This window comes from Streptomyces sp. NPDC043853, assembly GCF_056436025.1.
The window spans coordinates 161,980-175,239 of the sequence record NZ_JBWKDJ010000018.1 but is presented as its reverse complement, the minus strand read 5'-3'; the positions used below and the strand labels follow the sequence as shown (position 1 = coordinate 175,239).

Annotated in this window: 8 protein-coding genes and 1 tRNA gene; 6 read left to right on the top strand and 3 right to left on the bottom strand. The window is 72.7% G+C overall.

Annotated features, from left to right (window positions below):
- Positions 1 to 338: 338 nt before the first annotated feature.
- The 4 genes from AC067U_RS33740 (at position 339) to AC067U_RS33725 (ending at position 4,598) form a co-directional block, all read left to right on the top strand.
- Positions 339 to 436: transfer RNA gene (locus AC067U_RS33740), tRNA-Leu, on the top strand.
- Between the two features lie 68 nt (positions 437 to 504).
- Positions 505 to 2,004 carry a hypothetical protein gene (locus AC067U_RS33735; RefSeq protein ID WP_478833638.1) on the top strand — a complete coding sequence of 500 codons (1,500 nt, stop codon included), beginning with the start codon at positions 505 to 507 and terminating at the stop codon, positions 2,002 to 2,004.
- 527 nt (positions 2,005 to 2,531) lie between these two features.
- On the top strand, positions 2,532 to 3,968 hold the full coding sequence (locus tag AC067U_RS33730) for an MFS transporter (RefSeq protein WP_478833637.1): 1,437 nt from the start codon (positions 2,532 to 2,534) through the stop codon (positions 3,966 to 3,968).
- A gap of 150 nt (positions 3,969 to 4,118) precedes the next feature.
- A complete protein-coding gene (locus AC067U_RS33725) occupies positions 4,119 to 4,598 on the top strand; it encodes an iron chaperone (protein WP_478833636.1) in 480 nt (159 codons plus the stop codon).
- 129 nt (positions 4,599 to 4,727) lie between these two features.
- Here the strand turns inward: AC067U_RS33725 and AC067U_RS33720 are convergent, their stop codons facing one another.
- Together AC067U_RS33720 and AC067U_RS33715 are read right to left on the bottom strand one after the other, a co-directional pair.
- On the bottom strand, positions 4,728 to 6,467 hold the full coding sequence (locus AC067U_RS33720) for a phospholipase D family protein (protein ID WP_478833635.1): 1,740 nt from the start codon (positions 6,465 to 6,467) through the stop codon (positions 4,728 to 4,730).
- A gap of 103 nt (positions 6,468 to 6,570) precedes the next feature.
- Positions 6,571 to 7,134, bottom strand: a complete 564-nt coding sequence (locus AC067U_RS33715) for a TetR/AcrR family transcriptional regulator (protein ID WP_478833634.1) — start codon at positions 7,132 to 7,134, stop codon at positions 6,571 to 6,573.
- 139 nt (positions 7,135 to 7,273) lie between these two features.
- Between AC067U_RS33715 and AC067U_RS33710 the strand changes: the two genes are divergently transcribed.
- A complete protein-coding gene (locus AC067U_RS33710) occupies positions 7,274 to 8,086 on the top strand; it encodes an SDR family NAD(P)-dependent oxidoreductase (RefSeq protein WP_478833633.1) in 813 nt (270 codons plus the stop codon).
- A gap of 128 nt (positions 8,087 to 8,214) precedes the next feature.
- Here AC067U_RS33710 and AC067U_RS33705 read toward each other — a convergent pair whose 3' ends face one another.
- Complete coding sequence (locus AC067U_RS33705) at positions 8,215 to 11,703, bottom strand: CehA/McbA family metallohydrolase (protein WP_478833632.1); 3,489 nt, start codon at positions 11,701 to 11,703, stop codon at positions 8,215 to 8,217.
- Between the two features lie 567 nt (positions 11,704 to 12,270).
- On the opposite strand from AC067U_RS33705, the gene AC067U_RS33700 reads away from it, so the two are divergent.
- Positions 12,271 to 12,819, top strand: a complete 549-nt coding sequence (locus tag AC067U_RS33700; protein ID WP_478833631.1) for a hypothetical protein — start codon at positions 12,271 to 12,273, stop codon at positions 12,817 to 12,819.
- Positions 12,820 to 13,260: the final 441 nt, after the last annotated feature.

Here is a 13,260-nt window from a genome sequence, read left to right as displayed (position 1 = left end):
AGGAACTGCTGCGCACACAGGAGACTTTCGTGGAGGAGCTGTTCGACGCGCTGCTGGACGAGCTGGGCTTCCCTGAAGCTGTCCACTCCACACCGCGACCGTCCTTCCCACCCCATCTCGTACGGGTCTGGGGGTGAGCCGTGTTCGGCCGGGGTGGTTCGTGGCCGCGGCACAGGTACCCGCGCTGTCCCTTCGGGGGTCCGCTAGCCGCGGACGCGGAGGCCCTGCTGAGCAGGCCGAGAGGTCGCCGGGATCTCCGCTCAGGGGCTACGGTTGATTCACAGGAGAATACGGAATCGTCCCCCTGAACCGGAGACGGTTACGCTCTCCGGCCGCAAGCGTTCTTAGCTCAGTGGAAGAGTCTTCCAATCTCTCTCCCAGGTAGAGCACCGTGCTCAGGACACGGGTGTCATCGGTTCGAATCCGGTAGAACGCCGCAGGCGGGCTTCCTTCCGCGTTCGGCAACGAGGGAAGCCCAGCGACCTTCACACGAGGTGATCGCGGGTGTTCCTGGCAACACAGTTCCCGATCGCCGACCTGCGCCCCCTCCTGGCCCAGGAGACCCGCCGACTCGACGTACCGTGCTGGCCGCTGGCGCAGTCGGGCGAGTTCGTCAGATCGACCGGACCGGTACGCATCCGGAAACTGGGCGGGCTGGTCCCCTGGCCCGGTGAGGGTGTCTACTGCGACGCCGCGAGCGTATTCCGCTTCCCACCGGGTCTCTCGGACTTCCCCCTCCTGCCCGAGGACGAGCGGGCATCCGGTTTCGCGTGCGCCTACCGGCGACTGATCACAGACGGGTTCGTCAGCACCCGCTTCGAGCTGGCCGTCACGGGCGGAAGGTCAGGACGACGGGGGCGGGCGAAACTGCCCAGCCAGGACTTCGTCGCACTTTTGGTCAACTGGCTCGGCCTTCCCGTTGCCATCACGTCCCGCGGTGATGGCGACCGCCGGAGGACCTGCCATCTCGGACAGGCCGGAACGCCGCTCACTGCGCACATGCTCCGGGCGACCACCAGATGCCCCACCGCCACCCCCGCAGTCGACCGTTCCTGGCTTCAGCCCGGCCGACCGCTGTTGCTGGCCGACTACACGTCCAAGGAGGCCGAGCGGCCTCCGGACGCCAAAGTCGTGGACCTGCAGCAGGACATCGGGGTGAGCCTGGCGCACTGCCGGGTGAGCTTCCGCGGAACGCTGGTCGGCGTCTGGCTGCTCGAACGCACGGGCCCGAGTCAGGACAAGGACGCCCTGCGCCGGCTCCGGATCCATCTGCTCCGACTCCACACGGAATACGAGTGCGTGCGAGTCGTACTCCGCTTCCTCATGAGACAGGCGCATGACGGCAGGAACACCGATGCGGTGGCGCGCTTCCTGAACCGAGGACTCGACCTGCTGTCCAGCCCGCGGAAGTACGGGTTCGACCAGGATCCGATCCTCGCTGCCGCATACGAGGCGGAGCAGCTCGTGACCGCGGACGAATGGCGGACCGTAGTGCACATGCTGAGCGAGAAGCGGGCGCACGAGCTGGCCCGGATCGACAACACCACCGGCGGATGGGCCCGCTTGGACGGCAACACCACCGCAGCCGGCGGTTCACAGCCGGTCTACATCGCGGACCGGATCGTGGTGGCAGGGAGAGGCGGGACCGTGAACGAGTTCCACACTCGGGCAGGCGGGGACATCCACGGCGTCATCGGGAGCGGAAACATCGTGGCGAGCAGTTTCAACCGGATAGACAGCTCGAACCTGCCCGACGAAGCCAAGGACTTGCTGAAGCAGCTCGCGGAAGCCGTCGCACTGACGGCGAGCAGGCTGCCCGACGAAGAGGCGGAGCTAGTGAGCAGGGACCTCACCGCCTTCCAGGACGAGGCGCTGTCCGGTACACCGCGCAGGAACGTGCTCCAGGTCTTCGGCGATTCGCTCCAGAAGGCGGCCGACTTCGTCGGAGACGTCGGCGCCCCGATCGCGAACCTCGTCACTGCCGTGATCGGCTTGATCGCGTGAGTCCCGCCCCGGGGGCGGTGCCTGCCGCGGTGCTGCAGGTGAGGTCTCCATGGAGCGGCGGGGTGCTTGCCGGCCGAGGGTACCGCCGCTGCCGGTGGAGCCCTTCCTGCGGAACCGTCAAGCCCCGAGATCGAGTGGCGTGACGCGGCCCCCCGCGCGGCGGCTCAATGGAGGCACGAGGCCACTCGGCGGCGGGTCCGGACCAGGGATCCGTCGGACCTCGTCACCGCACGCACTCGCATTCCCGGGAGGACCCCATGTCCCGTCTTCACCGCCCCTCTCTTCTGATGGCTGCCGTGGCTGCGGGGGCCGTGTCCATATCCCCGGGTGCCTTCGGCTCCTCCAAGGTGATCGCCCCCGGTCGCGGGTTCCTGTCCCCGGCCGACAGCCGTCCGTTCCCCGGATCCTCCGAAGGCGGCGCCGATGCCCTGCGCCCGATGGCGGCCTGGGATGAAGGACGGGATCAGGCCGGGGACCGGGAGGAGATCCGTGTAGACAGTGTCTACATCCGGTGGTAGACACTGTCTATGAACTCTGATCGATCCCGGCCCGGTACCGCACGGCGCCGCTCCGCACTGGTGGCCGCGGTCGCCGGGGCGGCCGTCGTCGCCCTCGACGGCACCGTCCTGATGGCCGCACAGCCCAGCCTCCAGCGGGGGCTCGGCGCCACCGTGGCGCAAGTGCAGTGGGCGAGCACCGCCTACCTGGTCGCGGTCGCCGCATTACTCGTGGTCTGCGGCCGTCTCGGCGACCGCCACGGGCACCGGCGCATGCTCGTCCTGGGCGCACTCGGTTTCGGCGCGGCCTCGGCCGGCATCGCCCTCGCCCCCACCATCGGCTGGGTGATCGGATTCCGCGCCCTGCAGGGGGTGTCCGCCGCCGTACTCCAGCCGGCCACGCTCGCCCTGCTGCGCACGGCCTACCCGGCGGACCGGCTCGCCCGCCCCGTCGCGATCCGTACCGGCGCCATCGGCATCGCCTCGGCGGCCGGCCCCCTGCTCGGCGGCGCCCTCGTCGCCCACCTGGGCTGGCGCTCGGTCTTCCTCCTCAACGTCCCCTTCGCCCTGGCCACCGCCGCGCTGGCGCTCACGCTCCGCACCCCGCCGCGCGCCGTCGCGCCCGTGGAAGGGGTGCCCGCGTACGGTGTACGGCCGAACACGGGCGGTGCCGCCCTGCTCGCCGCCACCCTCGCCCTCCTGGTGGCCACCCTCGTCGAGGTGCCGGCCCTGGGCTGGACCTCCCCGCCCGCCCTGCTCGGGTTCGCGGTGACCGCGGGCGCCGCCGTCCTGTTCGTGGCCTGCGAACGCCGGACCCGGCGCCCCATCGTGCCTCCCGCCGTCGCCCGGTCGGTGCCCGTGGCCGCCTCGATGGCGCTGCTGCTCATGGCCGGCGCCGGCGTGTTCGGCGCGCTGTTCGCGGTGGCGTTCCACCTGCAGAACGTCGCCGGGCTGGACGCGTTCGCCGCCGCGCTGCACGGTCTGCCGCTGCCCCTGCTCATGGTCGTCGGCGCGCCCCTCACCGGCGCGGCGCTGGGCCGGCTCGGAGCGCGCCGCACCGCCACGGGGGGTGTGGTCCTCACCGTGCTCGGCATCGCGCTGCTCTCCCGCCTCGGCTCCGGCTGGGCGGAAGCGACCGGTTTCGCCGCCGTCGGTCTCGGCTTCGCCGCGGTGATGGTCACCGCCACCGGAACCGTGGTCGGTGACGCGCCCGCCGGCTACGCCGGAGTCGTCGGCGGCCTCAAACAGACCGCGGTCAACACCGGTTCGGCGCTCGGCGTCGCCGTGGCCGCCGGCCTCATGTCCACGGGCACACGGCCGACCCTGCTCGTCCTGGCGGCCGTCACGGCCCTGGCGCTCGTACCGGCAGCACTGCTGCCGGGCCGGCGGCGGGGGGCCCTGAGCACCACGAACACTCCGTCGGATCCGAGCAGTTTCGGAGAAGCCCCCGCGCGCACGTCCTTCTAGGATGAAGGGGAACCTACGGGAGGGCCGGAAAGGACGCCACGAGCGCCGAAACCGCAGGGCTGGGGGACCGCAGGACCGCCGGCTGCGCAGGACCGCCCCACCCCCAGGACCATCAGGACGTGAGAGACCTTCACGGCGAGGAGAACACCCATGACGAACAGGACCGCCTCCGCGAAGGCCATGGCTCCCGCCGCCGGGGAGGCCGACGGATTCACGGCCGAGGAACGGGACGCGATGAAGCAGCGCGCCCGGGAACTGAGGACGGCCTCGCGCCGTGGCTCGCGCCCGGCCAAGGCGGTGGAGGCGGAGGCCGACGTGCTCGCGAAGATCGCCGAGATGCGGGAAGAGGACCGCGTCCTCGCCGAGCGCGTCCACGCCATCGTCAGGGCGAGCGCGCCGTCCCTCGCGCCGAAGCTCTGGTACGGGATGCCCGCGTACGCCAAGGACGGCAAGGTCGTCTGCTTCTTCCAGGGCGCGCAGAAGTTCAAGTCCCGGTACGCCACGCTCGGCTTCAGCGACCAGGCGAACCTCGACGAGGGCAGCATGTGGGCGACGTCCTACGGCCTCGCCGGCCTGACCGCCGACGACGAGGCGCGCATCGGCGAGCTCATCAGGAAGGCCGTCGGCTGATCAGGAAAGCTCGGCCACCGGGCAGTGTTCGGCGCCCCTGTTCCTGGAGCCGGCCGGGGGCCCGAACCCGGGCGATGCGCCCGGCCCCTTGACCAGGGCCGCCGAAACCCTGGACCGAGCACCCGCCGTTCAGAACGCGTTCCGGCGGCGGAGCCGGAAGGGGCGGCCGTCGGGGTCGACGAGGAGATGGTGGAGGGGTGTCGCGATGATGCGGGCCGCGGTGGACAGTTCCGGCGGCTCGTAGCGGCGCAGCCGGCCGGGTGGTCGGGGTCCGCGCCGGCCTCCGGCGTACCAGGAGTCCAGGGCGGCCGCGGCCGCCGCGAAGGAGTCGAAGGCCACGGCCGGGTCGCAGAGCGGCTCGTCGGCTCCGAGCGGCTCTCCGGCCCCGGGCTTCTCCTGGGTGCCGAGCGCCCCGTCGGCCCGGAGCGGGTCCAAGTCGAGGTGTTCCCGGGAGAGTTCCAGGCGCAGTCGGCGGGCGAAGACGCGGGCGCCGTCGCCGAGTCCGCCCGGGTCGAGCGGTCCGCGCGGGTCCCGGGTCCGGTCCAGGACGGCGCAACTGAGTTCCGAATCGTGAGTCCAGGAGCGGAGGTTGACGTTGTCGGAGCCGACGGACGCCCACACGTCGTCGATGACGCACACCTTGGCGTGCACGTACACCGGCGTGCCTGCATGGTTCTCCAGCCCGTAGACCGCGACCCGGGAGCCCGCCGCCCGGCGCAGTGCCTCCAGGGCGGTGATCCGTCCGATCAGGTTCATGGGCAGGGTCAGCCGGCCGTCCTGCTCGGGGACGGACGGGATGACGGCGATCAACCGGAGCTCCTCGTTGGCGCGCAGGGCGTCCGCGAACGCCTCCACGACCCGCGGCGACCACAGGTACTGGTCCTCCAGGTAGACGAGCGAGCGGGCCCGCCGCAGGGCCTTGAGGTAGCCGCGGGCGATGCTCCGCTCGCCGTCGGGGGCGAACGGGTAGCCGTGCAGCAGGCGGTTCGGGTACGTACGCAGCACCTGGACGGTGTGCGTGCCGCAGGACGCCGGGTTCAGGCCCTGCGGAGGCAGGGGGTCCGCGTGGGTGTCCTCGTGGTGCAGGAGGGCCCGGAGACGGTTCAGCGGACTCCGGCTCAGCGGCGCGGGATCCTGCCAGCGCTCGCGGAAGACGGCCTCGACGTCGCCGACCACCGGGCCGCGGAGCGCGAGCTGTACGTCGTGCCAGGGCGGGTGCGGACCGTAGGCCCCGGCCATCGGCAGCGACTGGGGATCGCCGAGATGGCGGCGGTCGTCCCTGCGGTTGTGGCACAGGTCGATTCCGCCGACGTAGGCGATGTCGAGCCAGGGACGGCCGCGGTGGCGCAGGACGACCAGCTTCTGGTGGTGCGCGCCGCCGGGCCGGATCCGCATGTCGAGCAGGCACTCGCCGCCGGCCTCCTCGATCTCCTCGCCGAGGTGCCGGTTCTCACTCTCGCTGAACCGGAGGCTGTCCAGGTGGGACCGCCACACCAGTCCCTTGACGACGACACCGCGCTCGGCGGCACGGCTCAGCACGGCGCCGATCGCGGTGCCGTCCGGGTCTCCGGCGTCCAGCTCCCCGGCGTTCCGGTCTCCGGTGTCGCGGTCCCCGGCGTCCCGGTCGGGAGGGCGCCGGCCCAGGCGTTCGTCGGGGTCGCCGCGCCAGTCGGTGAACAGGAACAGGTCACCCGGCCGCTGGTCCTCGATCCGTTCGAGGAGCTCGGCGAAATAGGCGGCACCGTGCACCACGGGTCGGGCGTCGTTCCCTTCCGACCATGCCGCGCCGCGCGGGCGGCGGCGGTCGAGGCGGGTGGCGGGGTTGCCGCGCTCCGGTGAGGTCAGCAACCAGTCGTCGGTCCGGTCCATGACACGGGTCCTCCGCCCCGCTTCTACCCCGGCACCCCGCCCCACTACCCCTCACCGCCGGTGACCGGCCGGTCACCGGGGCCCCGAGGCCTGCGCCGCTCCCTCAGTCGGCGACGCGCTGCGTCAGGACCAGCAGGGCGTCGACGAGGTCCTCCATGGGCGCGCCGGTGGCCAGGCGCCGCAGCTGCTGGCCGAAGACCACGGCCACGGCGACGCCGGCCAGGCGCTCGGCGTCCGGCAGGCCGAGCCGGGCGAGGATGCGCGCCGCCAGGCGGTCGTAGGCGGCGAAGCACTCGGCCGCGGCGGCGCGCAGCCGTTCGTCCCGCCCCGCCTGGACGTAGAGTTCGAAGGGGGCTATGTGGCGGCTGTCGAAACCGTCGACGCCCGCGACCGACCCCACCACCTCCGCCGCCTGCCGGATGTCGAGCCATTCGTCGTCGCACTCGTTGGCGAGCGAGGTGAAGTGTCGGGTCTCCTCGGCCACGAACAACAGCAGGCTCTCCCGCAGGAGTTCGTGCTGGGTGGCGAAGTGGTAGGTGATGGAGCCGAGGGAGACCCCGGCCTCCTTCGCGATGCGGCGATTGGACACCGCGGCGATCCCGTCCTGCCCGATGATCCGCAGCACGGCGTCGATGATGTTCTGGCGGGTGTCGGAGGCACTGGGCATGACGGCATTCTGCCTCAGCTCCCGACGGCGCCACCGCCGCCCCTGTGGCCCCCGCGGACGACCGTCGAAATGGAGGTCGACCGTTCCGCGCTATGGACAGACCTCCGCCCTCTCCCTACTGTTCGTTCGAACGACCAAGATGAGAAGGGGAGTTGTCGTGGACGTACGCGGATCGAAGGTTCTGCTCACGGGCGCCACCGGAGGGATCGGGATGGCATTGGCCGCGGCCATGGCCGCGCACGGCGCCGACCTCGTGGTCACCGGACGGCGGGAGGGCGCGCTGAAGGCTGCCGCGGACGCGTACGGCGCGCGCACCGTGCTCGCCGATCTCGCCGACCGGGACGACGTCGCCCGCCTCGCCCGGGCGTGCGCCGACACGGACCTGCTGATCGCGAACGCGGCCCTGCCGGCGAGCGGTGAACTCCTCGACTACACCGAGGACCAGATCGACCGCGCCCTCGACGTCAACCTGCGCGCCCCCGTGATGCTGTGCCGCCTGCTCGCGGAGCCGATGGTGGCGCGCGGCCGGGGCCACATCGTGCTGGTCGGCTCCATAAGCGGCAAGGCCGCGACCCGTTCCTCCTCCCTGTACAACGCCACGAAGTTCGGGCTGCGCGGCTTCGCCCTGGCGTTGCGCCAGGATCTCGCCGGCACCGGCGTCGGGGTGTCCCTGGTCCAGCCCGGATTCGTCCGCGACGCGGGCATGTTCGCCGCGACCGGCGCCGCCACGCCGAACCGCATCCGCACCGTCAGCCCCGCGCAGGTGGCCGAAGGTGTCGTCGCGGCCGTCCGGCGTGACCTGTGCGAGGTCAACGTGGCACCGCTGGAACTCCGGCTGCTGAGCGCGATCGCCGGGCAGTTCCCCCGCTTCGCGGAGTGGGTCCAGGGCCGGGCGTCCGGTGCGGACGGCACGGTCCGGCAGCTCGTCGAGGCACAGCGCGGCCTTCGCTAGCAGCCGGACGGTCGCACACCCCCCACGGCCGCCCGGCCCTCCCCGTCGCCGGGCCGCGGCTCCGAAGGGCCTCGACGCTCCCACCCGTCGACGTGCCCTCCGGAGCCGCACACATGCCGGCCGACGGGTCAGCGGATCCGCCACAGCCCGCTCTCGGAGCCGTGTCCGGCGGACTGCGTGATCCCGGCGCCGTCCGCGGTCGAATCCCCTTCCACCTCCAGCGCCTCGCCGGAGTCGGCGTCGACGAGGCGGAAGCAGCCGGCACCGGCGTGGAGGAGCCGCCATCGGTGCGCGCCCGGGCCGTCGTCCGTGAACTGGGCCGCTCGGGCGCCCTCGGCGGCGGACGCCGCCTGGACGCCGAGCGCCTTGCCGGAGCGCGCGTTGCGGATGCCGAACCGGCCCTCCTCGTCCGCCAGGAACGTCCACAGCCGGTCCTCGCCGACGTCGCCCCCGCTGCCGCTGCCGCTGCCGCTGCCGCCCCCGCCTTCGCGCCCGTCGCCGTCCCGGTCGGCGTACTGCACGACCCGGACGCCATCCGCGGTGGACGTCCCCTCCAGGCCGAGCACCTTCCCGGAGCGGCGGTTCTCGACGCGCACCGCGCCGTCGGGGTGGAGCAGCCACAGCCGGTCGTCGGCTCCGCCGTCCGCCCGCTGCACGACGCGGGCGCCGTCGGCCGTGGACCGGCCGTCCACGGCGAGCACCTTGCCGGAGTGCTTGTTGCGGAGCCGGTACCAGCCGTCGTCCCCGCCGACCGGCTGCCACAACTGGTCGTCCGTACCGACGGAGCGGTCGCCGCGCTGGACGACCCGGGCGCCCTCGGCGGTGGACATCCCGTCGACGCCCAGGACCTTCCCGGAGTGCCGATTGCGCAGCACGTACCAGCCCTCGCCGCGGTCAACCAGCTCCCAGCGGTGGTCCCCGGTGCCGTGGTCGGTGCACTGGACGACCCCCGCCCGGTCCGCCCTGGACATGCCCGCGAGCCCGAGGACCTTGCCGGAACGGCGGTTGCGGAGCCGGAACGCCGGGAGGGCGGGACGGGCGGTGTCCCCGGCGGCGACCGTGGCGGCGGGCGCCGCGCCCTGACCGGCCGAAATCCCGACGACGCGCGCGCTGTTGTCGGACATGCCGGCGATGCGGACCTGCCGGGCGGGGAACGGGTCCCGGCCGTTCGGGCCCTTCACCTGGCCCCACGGGGTCCAGCCGTGCGGGTAGCGGATCCGGTGCCACGCGTTCCCGTCCAGTCCCACCGCCACCACCTGCGCGCCGCCGTCCGGCATCCCGGCGATATCGACGGAACTCGCCCCCATCACGGCGGTGGTGACCCCGGTCGGGGGCTGGAACCCGTCCCAGGCGCCGTTCGGGTGGCGGACCTGGTGGTACACCACCCCGTCGAGGCCGATCGCCAGGACCTGCGAGGAGCCGTCGGGCAGCCCGGTGATCCGCAGCGCCGGCCCGGAGAAGGACGCGGCTCCGTGCGCCCCGCCGAGCCGGCCCCAGGCGGTCCAGTTCCCGCGGGCGTCCCGGACGCAGTGGTACGCGGCTCCGTCCGAGCCGTAACTCACCACCTGCGCGCTGCCGTCCCGCATCCCGGCGATCGAGGCCTTCGTCGCACCCCAGCGGGCGGCCCCGCCGTTGCCCGGCACGGGACGGAACCCCGTCAGGGTGCCGTCCGCGCGGCGCTGCTGGTGGTACAGGGTGCTGTCCGCGCCGATGGCGAGGATCTGGCTGGTCCCGTCCCGCAGGCCGGCGATCGCCGCGTCCCGTACGGTGAACGGCCCGTCGCCGCCGGGCCCGGCCAGGCGCTCCCACACCCGCACCGTGGTACCGGTACGGCCGGAGGCCATGCACCACAGGCCGCCGTCCGGCCCGATGCCCAGGACCTCCACGGTGCCGTCGGGCATCCCGGCCACATCGGCCTGCACCCCGTCGAAGGACGCGGCACCGCCGGCTCCGGGCAGCGGACGCATGCTGCTCCAACTGCCGTCCGCGGAGCGCCCCGTCAGGAACAGGGTGCGCTGCTCGATCGGGTAGGGCGGGAGCTGTCGGCCGTAGAGCCACACCGGGTTGGTGACCGCGACCATCTGGTTCGGCACCGTCCACGCGGGTTCCGGACGGCGCACCTCGGCCCGGGCGAACAGGGAGGCCTTGCCCCAGCCCCGCCAGTGCAGTCGGGTACTGCCGCCGGCCCCGATCCAGGCCGCGGCCATGATGCCCCACTCGGTGTGGAGCAGGGCGAAGGTGTTCGGGGCGCCGCTGACCCGCACGTCCACCTCGACCGCGTCGAAGAAGCCCAGCGGGAGCTCCTCGCCGGGGCCGACGGTCACCCCGTTCGCGGAGGCGGTGAAGTCCACCGTCACGGCGGACGACTCCACGGCGTACGAACGGCCCACGCGCAGCGAGTCCAGCAGGGCCGTGGTGGACAGGGCCCCGGCGCGCACCACGTTGTGGGGCCGCCCGATGGCGTCACCGGGTGAGTGCGCGTCGCTGTTGCCCACCCCCGCGAGGCGTTTGCCGAGGCAGAGCCGCAGGTGCCAGAGGGCGACGTTCGCCTCGTCGTCCAGCGTCCACGGGCCGTTCCAGATCTCCATGGCGTCGACGGTGTCGAGGCCGAAGGTCCAGAAGGAGCCCACCGCCGGTGTCATCGGGTGCGCGGCGATCACGAGACCGCCGAGGCTGTGCACGCGCCGGACGTGCTGGTCGAACACCCCGTCGGCGGGGCCGTAGTGCCAGTCCACCCACTCGCCCTGGGGGATGCCGACCGCAAGCCAGTGCCCGTGCCGGGTGGTCACCTCCTCGGCGTTGACGACCAGGAGGTCGGCGGGGACGTTGCCGCGCCAGGACACCCCGGTCGAGCTGGTGTTGTGGTCCGAGGTGGCGATGAAGTGCAGTCCGGCGGCGCGGGCGTCGGCGACGAGCTTCTCCACCGTGCGCTGCCCGTCGGAGTGTTCGGTGTGCAGGTGCAGGTCGCCGCGGTACCAGCCGGCCCCGCGTCCGGCCACCGCCGCCGGGAGCAGGTCGTAGGGCGCGGTGGGCAGCGGGTCGCCGTACTCCAGGGTGACGCTCACCTCCCAGCCCATGCCCGCCGGGTCGCCGACCATCGGTCCGAGGGCCACCGACCACTTGCCCTGCTGGATGGGCCCGGGTACGTACCCGGGGGTCGCGTCCGAAGCCGACAGGGTGAACTCCCGCCGGGCCCCGCCCGACCAGCCGCGGAATCCGGTCGGCCCGAAGATGCCGATGTCCAGCATGTTGGACCAGGTGCCGGGCAGCGGCGGCGACTTGGCGGGATCGAAGCGGGAGTTCACGGATATCCGCCGGACCCCGGCCGGTACGTCGAAGTCGACGGAGGCCCACTGGTCGAAGCCGAAGGGGGAGTGGCCCCGGTAGGTCGTCGTCACGGTCCGGCCCGGCTCCCCGCCGGTCACGGCGGAGGCGACGTCCGCCGGCACCAGGGCGGCCAGGCCGCCGGCGGCGAGCAGTGTCCCGAGTCGCAGTACGTCCCGGCGGCCCGGTCCCTCCCGGTGGCCGGGCGGGTCAGGGTGGCCCGCCCGGCCCTCTCCGGCACGGCCGGGGGCGGCGGATGCGAGCGGATGACCGGTACGGAGCGGATCGTTCACGTCTTGGTCCTCTCGTCTTCGGCCACGCCGGTGCGCGCCCGCGGTCGGCGGGGTCAGGGCCGCCGGCGCGCGGGGGTCTGGCGCGCTGGGCGTGTGGCGTGGTGCGTGGGGGGCGGGGTGGCGTGTGGGACACGGGCACGGGGCACGGTTGATGGGGCATGGAGCACGGAACGGGCCCGCGTTCGTTCGACCGAACAGTAGGGCACCGGGAGAGGGCTGGGAATGACCCGGGCATGCCAACTCCCGCCGTGTTGCGCGTCCGTGCCGCGCCGCGGGAACGGTCTTTTCGATTCACTGCTGTGACGGAGCGTCAGTCCGCCCCCGCCCGGTTCCGCGGGCGGTTGGCCGTCCGGTGCGCTACGCGTGCTCCGCCCGCGTGCGGCGGGGTGCGTGCCGACCGGATCCGCTTTCCGGCTGCGAATGCGCCGGATATGCACCTACCTTCACACCGTCACCTCCCCTTCTGCAGCAGAACCGTCACAGTCGGGGGGTGCGGTACCGGCTAGGGTGACGTGCGCCCGTCAAGGCGGGCGGTATTTGATCACCGATTTTCAACGGGAATTGAACGTGAAACTTCGTCACGTCCGCGCCATCGCCGTCTTCGGCATCGCGATCGTCGCCCTCACCGGAGCCCGCGGCTCCCACGGCGGCAGCTGCGGCGGCGGTCACGGCAGTAGCAGTAGCCACGGTTCCGACTCGGGCTCCGGCTCCAGCGGATCCACCACGGGGGGCACCACCGGCGGAAGCCACGACAGCGACAGCACCACCACCGGCAGCACCTCGGGAGGCACCTCCGTCACCGGCGGTTCCCGCAGGGACCAGGCCGAGCGGGACATCCGCATCGACGGGTGCAAGCTGGACGACTCCAGGAAGAACCTGGTCGCCCGGCTGACCGTCACCAACAACAGCTCCTTGGACTACACGTACGACATCACCATGAAGTTCCGCGGCAAGGCCGGCTCGAACGCCAACCTCGCCCTGGCCGAGGTGGACGACCTCAAGGTCAAGGCCGGCGCCTCGCAGCAGACCAAGGCCACCACGCCGTACACCGGCAAGGGTGACGGCACCGAGTACAAGGAGTGTGTCGTCCAGTTCGCCTCCAAGAGCGCGCTCTGACGATCCCCGGCCGCGCACGGGCGGCGTCGACCGAGATCCGGCGACGCTGACCCACGCGCTGCGGTGCGGCAGGGTGCGCGTGGTGTGGGAGGCGGCGGTTCCGAAACGGCTGCCGCCGCCCGCCGCCCGCCGCCCGCCGCCCGCCGCCCGCCGCCCGCCGCCCGCCGCCCGCCGCCCGCCGCCTGTCCGCCGGCCTCCGCCCGCCGCTGCTTCGGGCGTGACCAACGCCACATCCCGCGCTGCGGCGCCTCGTTGGTCCGAATTGCACTAACAGCCACAAATCGGGCAAATAGTTACATCATCCATGTAACTCACTTTCCTTTCATATGCCCCTTGAGGGTGTGTCAGTCGAAATCGGGCGAGGCATAATCGCCGCCGGTCGTCTCCGGAAGCGGTGGAGCCATCGGGGCACCGACTGACCTCCACGGCGGAACCCCGCAC